Source organism: Paenibacillus sp. NFR01 (assembly GCF_900111565.1).
Lineage (GTDB): Bacteria > Bacillota > Bacilli > Paenibacillales > Paenibacillaceae > Paenibacillus_AQ.
Map to the genome: position 1 here is coordinate 176,031 of NZ_FOIK01000004.1, position 14,872 is coordinate 190,902.

At 58.6% G+C, this 14,872-nt stretch carries 14 protein-coding genes; 6 read left to right on the forward strand and 8 right to left on the reverse strand.

Translation table 11 applies throughout. The features are described 5' to 3' along the window. Positions 1 to 890: 890 nt before the first annotated feature. The 3 genes from gpmA to BMW84_RS18060 form a co-directional block, all read right to left on the reverse strand. Positions 891 to 1,640, reverse strand: coding sequence for a 2,3-diphosphoglycerate-dependent phosphoglycerate mutase (gene gpmA / locus BMW84_RS18050; protein WP_091070809.1), 750 nt, complete (start codon positions 1,638 to 1,640; stop codon positions 891 to 893). 336 nt (positions 1,641 to 1,976) lie between these two features. Beyond that, the gene (locus BMW84_RS18055; RefSeq protein WP_091070811.1) at positions 1,977 to 2,762 is read right to left on the reverse strand and encodes a helix-turn-helix domain-containing protein; all 786 of its coding nucleotides are present in this window, start codon (positions 2,760 to 2,762) and stop codon (positions 1,977 to 1,979) included. 146 nt (positions 2,763 to 2,908) lie between these two features. After that, the gene (locus tag BMW84_RS18060) at positions 2,909 to 4,645 is read right to left on the reverse strand and encodes an aminotransferase-like domain-containing protein (protein ID WP_091070812.1); all 1,737 of its coding nucleotides are present in this window, start codon (positions 4,643 to 4,645) and stop codon (positions 2,909 to 2,911) included. Positions 4,646 to 4,771: 126 nt separating this feature from the next. Here BMW84_RS18060 and BMW84_RS18065 point away from each other — a divergent pair, with 126 nt between their 5' ends. The 4 genes from BMW84_RS18065 (at position 4,772) to BMW84_RS24940 (ending at position 7,763) form a co-directional block, all read left to right on the forward strand. Next, positions 4,772 to 5,398 (forward strand): pyridoxamine 5'-phosphate oxidase family protein, encoded by a 627-nt coding sequence (locus tag BMW84_RS18065; RefSeq protein ID WP_091071172.1) that lies wholly within the window; start codon positions 4,772 to 4,774, stop codon positions 5,396 to 5,398. A 12-nt stretch (positions 5,399 to 5,410) separates the two neighbouring features. Beyond that, the gene (locus tag BMW84_RS18070) at positions 5,411 to 5,947 is read left to right on the forward strand and encodes a hypothetical protein (RefSeq protein WP_091070814.1); all 537 of its coding nucleotides are present in this window, start codon (positions 5,411 to 5,413) and stop codon (positions 5,945 to 5,947) included. A 115-nt stretch (positions 5,948 to 6,062) separates the two neighbouring features. Further along, complete coding sequence (locus BMW84_RS18075; protein ID WP_091071174.1) at positions 6,063 to 7,364, forward strand: aminotransferase class I/II-fold pyridoxal phosphate-dependent enzyme; 1,302 nt, start codon at positions 6,063 to 6,065, stop codon at positions 7,362 to 7,364. Positions 7,365 to 7,652: 288 nt separating this feature from the next. Continuing rightward, entirely contained in the window at positions 7,653 to 7,763 is a 111-nt protein-coding gene (locus BMW84_RS24940; protein WP_217646142.1) for a YjcZ family sporulation protein, read from the forward strand. Between the two features lie 229 nt (positions 7,764 to 7,992). Here BMW84_RS24940 and BMW84_RS18080 read toward each other — a convergent pair whose 3' ends face one another. The 5 genes from BMW84_RS18080 to BMW84_RS18100 form a co-directional block, all read right to left on the reverse strand. Next, the gene (locus tag BMW84_RS18080) at positions 7,993 to 9,216 is read right to left on the reverse strand and encodes an ABC transporter permease (RefSeq protein WP_091070816.1); all 1,224 of its coding nucleotides are present in this window, start codon (positions 9,214 to 9,216) and stop codon (positions 7,993 to 7,995) included. A gap of 1 nt (position 9,217) precedes the next feature. Further along, positions 9,218 to 9,964: an ABC transporter ATP-binding protein gene (locus BMW84_RS18085; RefSeq protein ID WP_091070817.1), complete on the reverse strand. Its 747-nt coding sequence runs from the start codon at positions 9,962 to 9,964 to the stop codon at positions 9,218 to 9,220. Then, on the reverse strand, positions 9,961 to 11,415 hold the full coding sequence (locus BMW84_RS18090; RefSeq protein ID WP_091070821.1) for a DEAD/DEAH box helicase: 1,455 nt from the start codon (positions 11,413 to 11,415) through the stop codon (positions 9,961 to 9,963). Before BMW84_RS18090 ends, BMW84_RS18085 begins: the two co-directional genes overlap by 4 nt. Before the next feature lie 109 nt (positions 11,416 to 11,524). Continuing rightward, positions 11,525 to 12,301, reverse strand: coding sequence for an SDR family NAD(P)-dependent oxidoreductase (locus BMW84_RS18095; protein WP_091070823.1), 777 nt, complete (start codon positions 12,299 to 12,301; stop codon positions 11,525 to 11,527). Positions 12,302 to 12,329: 28 nt separating this feature from the next. After that, positions 12,330 to 12,785: a chemotaxis protein CheX gene (locus BMW84_RS18100; protein ID WP_091070824.1), complete on the reverse strand. Its 456-nt coding sequence runs from the start codon at positions 12,783 to 12,785 to the stop codon at positions 12,330 to 12,332. 294 nt (positions 12,786 to 13,079) lie between these two features. Here BMW84_RS18100 and BMW84_RS18105 point away from each other — a divergent pair, with 294 nt between their 5' ends. After that, positions 13,080 to 13,982, forward strand: coding sequence for a LysR family transcriptional regulator (locus tag BMW84_RS18105; RefSeq protein ID WP_091070826.1), 903 nt, complete (start codon positions 13,080 to 13,082; stop codon positions 13,980 to 13,982). 55 nt (positions 13,983 to 14,037) lie between these two features. Continuing rightward, the gene (locus tag BMW84_RS18110; protein WP_091070827.1) at positions 14,038 to 14,850 is read left to right on the forward strand and encodes a histidinol-phosphatase; all 813 of its coding nucleotides are present in this window, start codon (positions 14,038 to 14,040) and stop codon (positions 14,848 to 14,850) included. The last annotated feature ends 22 nt before the right edge of the window (positions 14,851 to 14,872 follow it).

The window sequence follows — 14,872 nt, forward strand, 5'->3', positions numbered from 1 at the left end:
GCGATTGAGCTGCAGCGGTTGAGCCGTAGGACCCCGCGTCAGTCATTGCGCAGGGTATCTTGCGACATCATGTAGGACTCCGCGCAAGTTATTGCGCTGGATATTGCGCATGACTCCGCGCAGGGCTCCGCACTGGATATTGTGCATACCAAAAAGCAGTCATTCCGCGGGAGAATGGCTGCTTTTTTTTGCTAAACAACAGACCGAACTTCGATTCTTACTGCAGATCCTACAGTTGGTGCAGAGTGCGTCGGCATTCGAGCGTACCGGTTGGTTCGCCTAATCGAGGTTACTTGGAGAATCCAGCCCATGAGACCCATTCACTGCCGCGTCGGACTTGATCCAACATGTAACGGACACCAGAGCCGTTATTTTGCCTAAAACGCCGCTTTTTCGATTCTAACGGACATCAGCGACGTTATTGCCATAGAAATGCGGCTTTTCTCGCCCTGCAAGAGGAAATAAGGGCTCTCAGGTCCGCTAGCGTGGGAAATAAGCAGAAATCCGGCAAATAGCGCCTCTGATGTCCGTTAGCAAGGCAAACATCGGAACCGTACAGTGCATCTGCAACTTTTCCCGGGTGTCCCTCTGGTGCCAGTAAGCAACTACTCGAGCATCAGCAACTTTTTCCGGGGCGTCCGCAACTCTCATGCCGGCAAGCAACAACGAATTAGCTCCCTCGCAGTAAGCCGTATGTAAATGCCGTATGCAATATAACCTTCTGCAGCACTGTCCTATCCCAGCATTCCCGCGCCTTTTTTTCCCAGCCGATCCTTTAGCGGCGTTTCGCTCTTCGGCTTCACTCCGCCTTGTTTGGTCCATACCCGGACTCCGCATGTCGATTGCACACCTATGCCCCTAACGCCAGACCTTACTCCGTGATCCCGACCTTACTCGGTTACCTTGTTCGGGCTCGCGACTTCGCGGGCTTTTTGCTGCACTTCCTCCGGTTCCCCCAGGTAAAAGCGGCTCAGCGGCTTCACGTCGTCATCCAGTTTGTACACGAGCGGCACGCCGGTCGGAATGTTGAGGTCCAGCAGCGCCGTTTCGTCGATGTCCTCCATGTATTTGATCAGCGCCCGCAGCGTGTTGCCGTGAGCGGAGATGAGCACGCGCTCTTTTTTGCGGATCAGCGGGACAATCCGGTTGCCCCAGAAGTCGCCGACCCGGTACACCGTGTCCTGCAGGCTTTCGCCGCGCGGAATGTCGCCGGGACGCACCTCCTGGTAACGCCGGTCATTCCGGGCGTAGCGCGGATCATCCGGCTCCAGCATCGGCGGGCGGACCGACAGGCTGCGGCGCCAGATATGCAGCTGCTCGTCGCCGTATTTGAGCGCGGTCTCGCTTTTGCTGAGACCCTGCAGCGCGCCGTAATGGCGTTCGTTGAGCTTCCACGATTTTTGCACCGGAATCCACAGCAGGTCCATTTCCTCCAGCACGATATTCAGCGTCTTGATCGACCGCTTCAGCACGGAAGCAAAGGCAAGATCGAACGTATATCCTGCATCCCGCAGCAGCTTGCCCGCCGACCGGGCTTCTTGTACGCCTTTTTCCGTCAAATCGGGATCGCTCCAGCCGGTAAACAAATTCTGCTTGTTATATTCGCTTTCGCCATGCCGTATCAGTACAACCTCGTACATATCCTCGCTCCTTTTCGCCTTTGGCTCCAGTATCCCCTTTATGCCGTCAACCTTACTTATGATTCAAAGAAAAAAAACCGGACGCCGGCCCGGTTCTTCGGTGTATTGTGCTGGTCTTGTAGTCAGAACCATGAACTTGCGGTCATTTCGCTGAGCTGCTTCATGCGTCTTAACCGGTTAAGATACATTCGGGTCCCGCTCGCCCGACAGTCGGAATTGCAGATCCGGCGCGTTCTGAGCATACCTGATCGCTCCTTTCGTGGTGTTTGCTTCAATGGTGAACCAGGTTGCAACGTATTTACCCCCGGGCCAAAAAGCTGAAACAAACGCAAGCGGTCAGCGGATCTCCGACGGGCTTTTTCCCGTGTACTGCTTGAACTGGCGGCTGAAGAAAAAGATATCGCGGTACCCCAGCGCATCCGCCACCTCGGTGACGTTCATGCCGGCATAGAGCAGCAGATGCTGCGCCCGCTCGATCCGTGACCGGATGATGTAGGACTGGACCGACGAACCGGTAATTTCCTTGAATTTGATCGAAAAATAACGCGGCGAAAGTCCCGCCCGGGCCGCCAGATCCTCCACCCGGTGCGCCAGCCCCGGATGCTGGCTGACGTAGTTGGCGATCTCGTGGATCACCTCGGCCAGCTGGTTGCTGACGCTGCGCTCCACCGGTTCCATGCGGTCCTCGCGCAGCAGATGGATCATGAGCTGCTTCAGGATGAGGCGGCCCTCTTCCTCGGCGGCAAAGGTCTTCACCAGGAACAGCCGCACGTAACGGGCCAGCATATGCTCGAACTCGACCGTTTCGCCAAGCACGCGGTAAGGCTCGGGAATCTCTGTCACCTCTTCGGCAACGTCAAAATGAATGTATGTAATCACCAGCGGTTTTTGCGGGTTATGCGTCGCGCTTGTATGGTCGCCCGGACGGAATAAGAAGCAGCTGCCCTTGCCGACCTGAAAAGCTTCCCCTCCGCGCACAACCGTGCCTTCGCCGCTCCAGACATAGAATAAATCGTAATTTTGCAGCGGCTTTTCGCGTTTTTGCCACTTCCAGCCGGGCTCGCAAACGATTTTCGCCAGCGAGGGCAGGATGACGAAAGAGGCCGGCGATGCATGAAGCATATTTTTCCCTCCTAAAAGTTTTGTGGAGCTTGAGCTTGCAGTATATGCTTCGCAACAAAACTCGCTTCGGAAGCATTCACTTAGTTTTGTGGAGCTTTGGCTTGCAGTATATGCTTCGCAACAAAACTCGCTTCGGAAGCATTCGCTTAGTTTTGGCTCCCCTCCATCATACCTTGTCCCGGCGCTTTTTGCACATCGTCCCAGGCGAGTGTGAGCCTGCGCACGCCTTCCTCCAGCTTCGCTCCATCGAGATGGGCGAAGGCAAAGCAGGCCGCCGGTTCCCCCGGCGCCAGGCGGTACCGCGCGGCATCGCGGAAGTCCGCGCCGCGCACCAATGCAGCCGCACGGAAGGCGGCGAACTCCGCCTCCGTGCGCTTCCAGCGGGCATAGATATGCAAGCCCGCATCGCCCGGGAGCGGCTCGAAAATCCCGCCGAGCCGCTCCTCCAGCAGCGCGCGCATGGCCCGCGCGCGCTCGCCGTACAGGCGCGTCATGCGCCGCACATGCCGGCGGTATCCGCCGCTGGCCATGAACTGCGCGAGCGCCCGCTGTTCGAGCTGCGCCGCAGGCTGCGGCTCGTAAAGCGCCTTTGCCGCGGCCGCTGCCGCCGCGAGGCCCGGCGGCAGCACGGCATAACCGATGCGCAGCCCGGAGAACATCGTGCTGCTGAACGAGCCGACGTAGATCACGCGGCCCGCCTGGTCCAGAGCCTTGAGCGGCTCAATCGGCCGCCCGCCCCAGCGGAACTCGCTGTCATAATCGTCCTCGATGATGACAGCGTTGCGCTTGCCGGCCCAGGCCAACAGCTTCCGCCGCCGCTCCAGCGGGAGCACGGCGCCGGTGGGAAACTGGCGGGCCGGCGTCACGAACAGCAGCCGGGCCGGCCAGTCCTCCGGCTGCAGCCCGCGCCCGTCCACCCGGCCGGCGATCAGCCGCCCGCCGGTAAGCTCCACGGCCCGGCGGATGCCGTAAAAGCCGGGGTCTTCGACCACGGCGGCTTCGCCCGGCGCCAGGAGCAGCTGGGTCAGCAGCACGATGCCCTGCATCGAGCCGCTGAACAGCACGATCTGCTCCGCTTGGGCGCGGATGCCGCGGGTCGTGCGCAGGTGCCCGGCAATCGCCTGCCGCAGCCGCTCGTCCCCTTGCGGCGGCCCCTGTTCGGCAAGCCGTTTGCCGCCCCGCCCGCCAGCCGCGTTCAGTGCGCTGCGCCATTCGGTATACGGGAAATGTTCCATCGGCATCCCGCCGCCGGCGAAGTCGATCATCCCCTCCGCCATGACGGTTTCCCTTCTTCCCGCCGGCATGCCCGCCCGCGCCGCCAGCAGCCGCTCGCCCCACGGAGCGAGCGAAAAAGCCGGCCCCTCCGTAAAGGCAGCACCCGTCCGGCCTTCTGCATCCGCTACGCTCAGCCCCCCCGACATCGCACGGGGTGTACCGCCCCTGCTTCCCACGGTTTCGGCGTCGTCGCCCTTACGCTCTCCGCCTGCGCCCCTGCCCACGGTTTCGGCGTCGTCGCCCTTATGTACTCCGCCTGCGCCCCTGCTTCCCACGGTTTCAGTGTCGTCCCCCGCGAACTCCTCCGTACCTATACTGCTGCTCTGCCCGCCGCTTCCGCCATCCTCCGGGGCAGACACCCCCTCGGCAACGAACGTTCCCCTGCCGCTTTCGCCGCGGATATAGCCATCCGCCAGCAGCATGTCGTACACCTGCGACGCGGAACCGCGCGAGAGATCGTATATGGCGGCAAGCCGCCGCGTGGACGGCAGCCGGGTACCTCCGGGCAGCAGCCCGTCCAGAATCGCCGTGCGCAGCGCATGATACAGCGCCAAATATTTATAGCGGTATATCGTTAAATACTGGTCATATGGCAGCGTAAAATTCACGGGCTTCCTCCTGTTCCGGCAAAGCGGACTAATAAAATTAATGTAAACTGGTCCTTTTTTAATGTCAATATTCCCGTTAAAGTGTGAACATCGTTACTATTTCAAGCCAAAGAGGATGTGCCGATGATGCGCAGAAAAGAATTTTTAGTGGAAAATGAAGCGGAGGTAGCCGAATTCCTGCACAGCATGAGCTTCGGTTTTCTGGCGACGGTGGACTCGGAAGGCCGGCCACTCGTGACGCCGCTGAATTTCGTATATATGGACGGCTGTTTTTATTTCCACGGCAGCCATGCCGGCGCCAAGATGAACAATCTCCGCGACCAGGAAGCGGTCTGCTTTAGCGTCGCCGATGAATTCGCGATTATCCCTTCCTATTACACCGACCCGAATATGGCCTGCCCGGCCAGCGCCTATTTCAAAAGCGTGACCGCTTCGGGGAAAGCTGAAAAAGTCGAGGACCTCGCCGAAAAAGCCACCGTCATGTCGCGTTTTATGGAGAAGCTGCAGCCGGAGGGAGGATATGATCCCATCGACGCCGAAGATTCCAGATACCGTCCCATGCTCAAAGCGGTGGCCGTCGTCCGCATCGTTCCCGAGCAGCTCACCGCCAAATTCAAATTCGGACAGAATCTGCAGGCCGAGGAACGCGGCCAGGTCATTGAAGGACTTACGGCGCGGGGCGGGGAGCGGGACCCCGAGACGATTGAAATGATGAATAAATATTGCCCGTACCATTCGGGAAAACAAGCCTGAGGAGAGAAGCCCATGGAGCTTCTGTATCATTATTTTGACGCAAGCACCGGTCCATTCCGCAATTTATCCGACTTGACCCCGGAAGAGGCTGCCGAGAAGCAGGAAGCGCTGCGCCGAGAAAGTAAAAGCTTTGCCGGCAAGCGTTCCGCCGACTATTTGCAGATCCGCAGGGAGCTTGAACAAAAAGCGAGAAATGCATTCATCGCCAAAGGCGGCCTCCCGGTCCGCCAGGCTCCGCACTATATGACATTCGGCGAGTGCCCATGGCTGCTGGACTGGTATCCGGAGGGCCGCTCCCTGAGCATTCCGCTGTCACATTTTAAGAAGGAACACGTCAGCTTCACGTACGGCGATCTTTTTCCTACCATGCGGGTAGCGGACGGCAAGCCTTACCGGGGGCAAGTATATACGCTTGAAGAGATCATAAAAGTCGTCGCCGAATACGGCTGGCCGCAGGGGTGGAACGCCTCGGGGGCGCTCGGTCCGGAACGGTATATCGAAGCGCAAATCTGGGACGAAACGCCGCTTTGTCCATACCTGAAAGACTAGCCTGAAAAAGTTGCAAAAACGTCTCATTCTTCAGTGACGGCTTCGAATCACGGTGATATAATGTTAGGCAATGTTAACGCATATATCCCAGAAGAATACCGGAAGGATGAAAGCGATGAACCCACTGGCTGGACAATTGAACGAGAATATCAAGGCGGGCAACCAGCATGTCTACGAAATGCTCTCCGGGCTCGGCAGAGCGATTTATTTTCCTAAAGAGGGGATTTTGAGCCAATCGGCGGAAGCGACGGCTCATGCCAAAAAGTACAATGCCACCATCGGGATTGCCACGGAAAAAGGCGTACCGATGCATCTGGATGTCATTCAGAAGAAGCTTTCGGCATTCAGTCCGAAGGACCTGTACGGCTATGCGCCGCCTGCGGGCAAACCGGAGCTGCGCACCGTCTGGCGCGAGAAGATGCTGCGGGAAAATCCGTCCCTGGAAGGCAAGTCGTTCGGCAATCCGGTGGTTACCAACGCTTTGACCCATGGTCTTAGCATCGTGGCCGACCTGTTCGCCGAAGCGGGCGACGCCGTCATCTATCCGGACAAAAACTGGGAGAACTACGAGCTGACTTTCGGTATCCGCCGTCTGGCCGAGATCGTAAACTATCCGCTCTTCACGGACGAAATGAAATTCAACAGCAAGGGGCTGCTGGAGGCGCTGCTCTCCCAAAAGGACCGCGGCAAAGCCATCGTTGTGCTGAATTTCCCGAATAACCCGACCGGATATACGCCGGGGCTCAAGGAAGGCGAAGAGATCGTCGAAGCGATCAAGACCGCCGCCGAAGCGGGAATCAACGTGGTTGCGGTATGCGACGACGCGTATTTCGGGCTCTTTTTCGAGGATTCCTTGAAGGAATCGCTGTTCGGCCGCCTGGCGAACATTCACCCGCGCGTACTGGCCGTAAAGGTTGACGGCGCTACGAAGGAAGAATTCGTCTGGGGCTTCCGCGTCGGCTTTATCACCTATGCTTCGGAAGACAAGGAACTGCTCGCCGCACTGGAGCAAAAAACGCTCGGGATCATCCGTGCGACGATCTCCAGCGGAGCGCATCCATCGCAGACTTTTGTGCTCGAAGCGCTGAAGTCGCCGGAATTCGCGGATCAGAAGGAAGAGAAGTTCCAGATTATGAAGGGCCGGGCCAACAAGGTCAAAGCGCTGCTCGACAGCGGCAAATACGGCGACGACGTCTGGACTTATTATCCGTTCAACTCCGGGTACTTCATGTGCCTTAAGCTGCACACCGTTGCGGCGGAAGAGCTGCGGCTGCATCTGATCCACAACTACGGCCTGGGCACGATCGCACTCGGAGAAACCGATCTGCGCATCGCGTTCTCCTGCATCGAAGAGGAGCAGCTCGAGGACCTGTTTGATATGGTGTATGCCGGCATTCGCGATTTGGAGAAAAAATAGCGGGTATTCCGCGCTGAAATAAGGCAGCCCCGGGTCCAATAAGGACTTGGGGCTGTTTTGCTTTGCATGCGGCATGCAGTGGACGGTCGTCGGAGCCGGAGAGAACGCCCCCGCCAAGCTTTAACTGAGGCGACATGATCCGACGGCCTCTCTTGACTTTTCGCCTATATCGCCGCAAAAAATCAGTTTTTTGCCCCCGCTTGCGGCAATCGCCCATACACGATCTCCCCCCGGCACATAGTATACGGTGTACTCCAGTACATCAACTCAAGCGAAAGGGGAATGAACATGAGCGAAGAAGCAAGAGGCGGATACGGATACGGTCCCTTCACTAGCACTGGCGCAATCCTGGTTCTCTTTATCCTGCTGGTTATCATCAGCCGTTCCCTCTTTGTTTAATCGGAGGTAACCTCTCCCGGAAGAGAGCAGCTGCTCTCTTCCGCCTTGAACACTTTACGCCTGGGGCTCCAGGCGTAATTGCGTGTTCGAATCCGTCATTCCCTGCCCGGCGGGAACCGGATGGATAGAGCGGCTCTTCCTTTCCACGTAGACTAACAAAAGACGCCCCTGAACGTAGCTGCAGCTTCGTTCAGGGGCGTCTTTGTGCAGTGAGGCAGCTTGCAGTGCGTTACAAATCGTCGTCATCCGCCGGTCCCGCCACCTTGCCGGCCATGCGGTTTTTCATCCAATAAACTGCAAGTATCCCGACCGCCAGAGTTCCCAGCACCTGAAGCGGACGCTGTGGCAGCGCCGCCAGCAGGGGCAGTCCGAGCGCCAGCGCGAGCACCAGATGGATGCGGAACGCAAGCTTCACCGTATTCCGGCCTTTGCTGCCTTCCGGCAGCGGATAGACCGTCAGCCAGAAGGACCCGCTGTGCAGTCTGCGCAGCGTAGAGAGCTGAATCCCGAGAATCAGCAGGAAAAATACATAGATTCCGCTGCCCGCATAACTCTCCCGGTTCCAGCCGACCAAGAACATGCCCAGCACCGCGATCCTCAGCACGATGCCGAAGACATCGCCGCGGGCGAAGCTTTTGGTCAGCAGGAAACGGTAAGCTTCAGTGCGCCGCCAGGGGATACGGTTGCCAAGCCGGGACAGGTAGCGGCGGGCATAGACCCGCTGGCCCCGTCCGGGCACGTCGACGAACCAGCCGAGCACGAGCAGCGCCCGGTCGCCCTGTTCCCGCTCTCTGGCGATCAGCCGTTCCCACGGCACCGTGTGCCGCGCCGGAACAGCCAGGGCAGCGTAATAGGCGACCGCAAGCACGGCAATGAACAGCAGAGCGCGCAGCGGCGGCTGCCAGAACCAAGCGGCAATCATCAGGCCGCAGACGGCCCAGCGCAGCAGAGAATAGGCGGCGGACGCCGGGCGGGAGACCATGGCCAGCTCGCGCCATAAGCCAAAGCTGGCGAGCAGCTTGACCAGCGCCATCAGCAGCAGGGTGGCGAGCAAGGCGCGGTGCGAAGTTTCGGTGCGTATGTACAAAGGCCATAACGTGACCAGCACGAAAGCAAGCCGCAGCAGCTTCCATACATTGCCGCTAATCCATGAAGGGGCGAAATAATGCTTCATCTGGTGCTCCTGCGGCAGCAGGAAAATCGTGTCCGGCGTCTGCAGATACGTGCGGAAGCCGCTGAGCGCCGCGGCCGGGAGCATAAAGACCAGCATGATCCAGCGGATCGGCAGCCCTTCCGGGATATCGCGCAAAAGCGAAGTATACCAGGCCGAGAAGACAACCAGCAGCAGGATCAGCAGCATGGCCAGGCCGCTTTGGATGATGTAGCCCATGTAGGGCATCAGGCCGGCCATAAACCGGCTGCGCCGCTGCCGGCGCAGCTCCTTGAGATCCATATTATTTCCCTCCCTGCACCAGTTCGTAGAAGAGCTGCTCCAGGCCGAGATTGCCGAAGCCGGCAGCGGCGTTCATCTGCGCCACCGTGCCCTCGGCAATCACTTTTCCCTGGTGCAGGACGATAAAGCGGTCGCAGTAGTTCTCGATGGTAGAGAGAATATGGGAGCTCAGCAGGATGGAGGAACCCGAATTCCGCAGCTCCAGCATGAAGTCGAGCAGCGAGCGGATGCCCAGCGGATCGAGGCCGAGGAACGGCTCGTCGATCACATACAGCGCCGGCCGCGCCACGAAGGCGCACATGATCATCACTTTCTGCTTCATGCCTTTGGACAGATGGGTCGACAGAGTATCGATTTTATCTTCCATATTAAAAAGTGCGGCCAGGCGGCGGAAGCGCGACTCGTAATCGGCCGGCTCTATGCCGTATGCCCTGGCGGTAAATTCGACATGCTCGCGGACCGTCATTTCATCGTACAGCAGCGGGGACTCCGGGACGAAGGACAACGCGCCGTGATAACTCTCCGGATCGCTGCCGCGCGTTTTGCCGAGTACCGTAATCTCGCCTTTATGCGGGGACATGAGCCCGAGGATATGCTTCATGGTGGTGCTTTTTCCCGCTCCGTTCAGGCCGATGAGGCCGACCATTTCGCCCGGCTTCACCTGAAGGCCGATGTCATGCAGCACCGGCTTGTTCAGGCTGTACCCGCCGCTCAAACCCGTAATGGACAATACGGGAGCTATGCTCATACACCGTCACCTCTTTGGGTTTTGTTCTTGAGCCATTTCGGCGCGCCCTTGTTCTTGCGCTCCAGCTCGCGCGCCTTGTCGCTGCGCGTTTTACGCGCGGGTGCCGCCCCAGGACGGGCGGACGCCTGCACCGGTGCCGCGCCGGGCTTCCGGCTGCGCGGCGCTTCCCCGCCCGCCGCGGACGTCTCCCGCGGCGGGTTAACGGCGGCGGCGCTGCCTCCCGTCGCCGCCGGGGCCTGCGGCCGCTTGCTTCCGGCCGCAGGATTTGCCCCGCGCGGCGCTGCAGCCTCCCGCGCGGCCGCTTCGCGCGCGGCGTCTTCGTCCAGCACCTTGCCGCCGCGCAGCACCCGCTCCTCGAGCGAGATGCCGAGCTCGCGGGCAAACTTGCGCATGATGAACGTCTGCTGCTCCGTCACGATCGTGACGGACAGCCCGCGGCGCCCCATGCGCCCCGTCCGTCCGGCGCGGTGCACGTAATGCTCCGCGTCAAAGGCCGGATCGAAGCTGACGACGAGCGGCAGATTCTCGATGTCCAAGCCCCGCGCGGCGACGTCGCTTGCCACCAGCACGCGGAACTTGCCTTCCCGGAAGCGCGCAAGCACATGGCTCCGCGTCACCTTGTCGGCGTCTCCATACAGCGCTGCCGCCGTCAGGCCTAAATAGTTCAGCTTCGATTCCACTTCGCCGATTATCTCCGTGTCGTTCACGAACACGATCGCCCGCTGCGGATTGTAGTGCCGCAGAATCCGCCGCAGCATGTCTACCTTGTCCCGCTCCTGGGCGATCACGTAATGATGCTCCAGCCCCGTCGCTGTCATAACGCCGGGATCGATGCCGATCTCGGCCGGATTGTTCATCTCGCGTGCGGCCAGGCTGCGCGTCTCGGGACCCAGGGTCGCCGAGAGCATGACGAGCTGGCGGGTGCGCAGCGCGCTGTCGACGATCTTCGTGACCTCGCCGGCGCCGCCGAGCTGGAACATCTGGTCGGCTTCGTCGAGCACAATCGTGCTTACCTCGTGCATCTTCAGTTTGCGCAGGCCGATCAGCTCGCGTACCCGGCCCGGCGTGCCGACGACAAGCTGCGGATGCTCGCGCAGCTTGTCGATCTGCCGTTTGATCGCCGCGCCGCCGATCAGGCCCATGACGCGGAGTCCGCGATGGGCGCCGTAGCGCTCCGCTTCCCGTACGATTTGCATCGCCAGCTCCTGGGTCGGCGCCAGAATCAGCTTCTGCAGCGTTTTCCGCTCCGGATCGATTCCTTGAAGCAGCGGCAGCAGGTAAGCCAGCGTTTTGCCGGTCCCGGTCTGGGAGGCGGCCAGCACATCCCTGCCGTCCAGCAGCAGCGGGATCGTCTGCTCCTGCACCGGAGATGGGGCGGTAATGCCGAATTCCGACAACCTTGCAACCAGGTCGTCCTGAATGCCGATTGCCGCAAAAGAAGCTTTAGTCATAACAAATATTCATCCTTTTCGCTGGAGTTAATATCTACATTATATGCCAAAAAGGCCTCCCTACCAAATGGAAGCCCCGGACTTGCGTATGCGGTTTAAGTAAAGGGGGTTATTTCCGGTTCATCGCCTTATAGGTCAGCTTGTCCGCAAGCCGCGGAAACAGCCCGTAAAGCCGAATGCCGAAGGCCGCGAGGCGGGGAAGATCCACTTCCTCTTTGCCTTTCTCCATCAGGCGGACGATTTGTGAGGATACATAGTCGGGTGTCATAATCATAGAAGCGACGCTTTGCTCGTATTTGCCGGACGGATCGGCAATCTTGAAGAATTCGGTTGCGATCGGTCCCGGATTCACCGCCGAAACGGTAATTCCGCTGTGCCGCAGTTCCTGGCGGAGCGCATTGGTAAAACCCAGCACCGCATGTTTGGTCGCCGTATACGCCGCCGAACGCGCCGTTCCGATCTTGCCGGCCATCGAAGCCACGTTGACGATCTGTCCGCTTCCGCGCTGCAGCATATGCGGCAGCACCGCTTTGGTACAGCGGACCGTTCCCATGTAATTAACGTCCATCATGTCTTCGAATTCCCGGGTTTGCATCTCGGTGACCGCTTCAAACTTGCCGTAACCGGCATTATTCAGCAGAATATCGATTCTGCCGTAAGTTTCCACAATCTCGCCGAATACGCGCGCCACTTCTTCTTCATCCTGCACGTCGCAGACATGCCAGGCGGCTTGCCCGGGAATACGTGCAGCCGCCTCCTGCAGCTTCGCAGCCGACCGGGCCAGGAGCACCGGTACGGCGCCGCGCTGCCCCAGCATTTGCGCCGTCACGGCGCCGATGCCGCTGGAAGCGCCGGTAATGACAATGATTTTATCTTTTAGCTGCATGTGTCGTTATACGCTCCCAACGGGTAAGCTATTGGACGATGACTTGAATGTCGAGTTCTCCGATGCCTTCCATCAGCAGCGGAATGCTGAGCGCCTTGCGCGGCATTTCGGACATATTCGCCATCTTCATCAATTTAGGCGGAGTAATATCGACGGCGACGCCCTGGTTGGACAGAATGGTGCTGGCATTTCCGCTGATCATATTGCCCAGCTCGGAAATCGCGCTTTGCCCCATCTCGTCCATTTCGGTGATCGTAAATCCGCCCATCATCGCGGAGACAATCCGCAGCGCAACCTGCTCGGCAAGGCCGAAAATGATGTCGCCGCTAAGCTGCCCCGTCATTCCCACCTGAATCCATATATGATTGTCGATCAGTTCGATCTCTTTGACTCCCAGATTGCCGGTTGATGGCGAGACTTGTACTACCTGCTCAATCACAACCCGAGCGGATTCCAGAAACGGATTAATCACTTCTGCTTTCATGAAATTGCGGTCTCCCCCTTTACCAGTCTTTTGACATATTTCAAAAGTCCCAAGCCATAATGGTTAATTATACTTCATATATCGGCATTATTCACCAAAAATTAAGTGCCTTGGGAGCTGTATTCACAAGATCGTGTCTGACCTGACATTGCCCTGCCGCGAGGAATCTCCTATAATTTAAGGAAAATCGTTGTGATTCGTTTGGAAAATGCCGGATGGCATCACGCCGGATGCACTTTCCGCACCGCGTCTCCTGCCGCGGGCCCATTCGTTTAAGCCAAAGGGGGCATGTCCATGAATATCAGCCAGCTCGAGACCTTGATCACCATCTCCAAAACCATGAGCTTCCGCAAAGCGGGCGAATTATTGAATCTGACCCAGCCGGCCGTGTCGGCGCAAATTAAAAGTCTGGAAGAAGAATTCAAAACCCAGCTCGTGGACCGCAACCAGCCGGTAACGCTGACGGACCGGGGACAGGTATTTCTGACCCATGCGGAAAAAATTGTCGGCATCGTCGATGAACTGAAGCAGCGTCTCGCCGATTTGGAGGAGAATCCCCAGGGGCATATTATCCTAGGAACGACTACGTCGATCGCCATACAAATTTTACCGCGGATTTTGTCGTATTTCCAGGACCAATTTCCGCACATTAAAACCTCCATCTCCTCGATGTCCTCTTCGCAGATTTATCAGCAGGTGGAGAACGGCTCCGTCGACGTCGGGATCGGCTACCTGATCGGCCGCAGTCCGGGAATGACAACCTCTGTGCTCTATTACGATACCTTTGAATTGGTCGTCTCCCCGCGCCATCCGCTCGCAAACATGCCGTCCGCCGGCATGGAATCGCTTGGGAAAACGCCGCTTATTCTGCTCTCCCCCGACACCGTGGGCCGCCGTTTTGCCGACGAGGTGATGGCCAGACACGGCATTCAGCCGCAGGTCATCATGGAGCTGACGAGCAGCGAGGAAGTAAAACGGATGGTGGAGCTGGATCTCGGCGCGGCGATCATTTCGCGGCAGTCCGTGACCAACGAAGTGCGAAACGGCACGCTCAAAATCGTTCCGATCGTCGAGCTCGAAACCGCCCATCCCGTCGGCGTCATCACCAAATCCGGCAAGTACGTTACCTCGGCGATGCAGCAGTTCCTGAGCGACCTCAAGGGGATGCCGGAGACCCAGTTCATCGGCTCCGAATGATACTCGTTCCCCAACCGAATTCACTTTACATTTAGGCCTAAGGAGATGTAGACCGATGAAATTTGACCTGCACACCCACCATTTCCGCTGCGGTCATGCCGACGGAAGCATCCGTGATTATATCGAAGCCGGGATCGCCGCCGGCCTGAACGTGATCGGCATCTCCGACCATACGCCGTATTTCGGCGCAGCTTCCGATCAGGCCTTTCCCCATATCGCCATGGCCAAATCCCAGTTTGCGGGATACGTGGACGAAGTGCTCGCTTTGAAAAAAGAATACGCCGGCGTTATCGACGTCCTGCTCGGCATCGAATCGGATTATTTTCCTAAGCATGCCGAGGTGTACCGCAGCACGCTTGCCGCTTACCCGTTCGATTATGTCATCGGCTCCGTGCACAGCGTCGGCGGCGTCAGTATCTTCAACAAAGGCCGCTGGAAAGGACTTGGCCCGAAGGACAAGATTGCGGTAAAAGCGCAGTACTACCGGCTGATCGCCGATTCTGCCCGCAGCGGCATGTTCCAGATTCTCGGGCATATCGATGCCATGAAGGGCAACTATCCGCAGTTCTCCGAGATTCCCGCCGATCAGGAGATCGACGACTGCCTGCGCACCATCGGCGAATGCGGCGTTGCCATCGAAATCAACACCTCGGGCGGAACGAAGCTGAGCGGGGGCTGGTACCCCTCGGATCGTATCCTCGAGCGGGCGCTGCATTACGGCGTTGAAGTGACGTTCGGCTCCGATGCCCACAAGCCTTCGCGGGTAGCCGAAGACCGGCAGGCGGTAGCCGCGCGGCTGAAGGACATCGGCTTTACCGAATGGGTCTACTTCAGGGAACGGCAAAAAGTCACCGTACCGCTCGGGTAACGATGACGTTCTTTAAACCCTA

Coding starts and splice junctions, on each gene's coding strand:
- gpmA (WP_091070809.1), bottom strand. CDS start 1,640: ATGTACGAGGTTGTACTGATACGGCATGGCGAAAGCGAATATAACAAG.
- BMW84_RS18055 (WP_091070811.1), bottom strand. CDS start 2,762: ATGCTTCATGCATCGCCGGCCTCTTTCGTCATCCTGCCCTCGCTGGCG.
- BMW84_RS18065 (WP_091071172.1), top strand. CDS start 4,772: ATGCGCAGAAAAGAATTTTTAGTGGAAAATGAAGCGGAGGTAGCCGAA.
- BMW84_RS18070 (WP_091070814.1), top strand. CDS start 5,411: ATGGAGCTTCTGTATCATTATTTTGACGCAAGCACCGGTCCATTCCGC.
- BMW84_RS18075 (WP_091071174.1), top strand. CDS start 6,063: ATGAACCCACTGGCTGGACAATTGAACGAGAATATCAAGGCGGGCAAC.
- BMW84_RS24940 (WP_217646142.1), top strand. CDS start 7,653: ATGAGCGAAGAAGCAAGAGGCGGATACGGATACGGTCCCTTCACTAGC.
- BMW84_RS18080 (WP_091070816.1), bottom strand. CDS start 9,216: ATGGATCTCAAGGAGCTGCGCCGGCAGCGGCGCAGCCGGTTTATGGCC.
- BMW84_RS18085 (WP_091070817.1), bottom strand. CDS start 9,964: ATGAGCATAGCTCCCGTATTGTCCATTACGGGTTTGAGCGGCGGGTAC.
- BMW84_RS18090 (WP_091070821.1), bottom strand. CDS start 11,415: ATGACTAAAGCTTCTTTTGCGGCAATCGGCATTCAGGACGACCTGGTT.
- BMW84_RS18095 (WP_091070823.1), bottom strand. CDS start 12,301: ATGCAGCTAAAAGATAAAATCATTGTCATTACCGGCGCTTCCAGCGGC.
- BMW84_RS18100 (WP_091070824.1), bottom strand. CDS start 12,785: ATGAAAGCAGAAGTGATTAATCCGTTTCTGGAATCCGCTCGGGTTGTG.
- BMW84_RS18105 (WP_091070826.1), top strand. CDS start 13,080: ATGAATATCAGCCAGCTCGAGACCTTGATCACCATCTCCAAAACCATG.
- BMW84_RS18110 (WP_091070827.1), top strand. CDS start 14,038: ATGAAATTTGACCTGCACACCCACCATTTCCGCTGCGGTCATGCCGAC.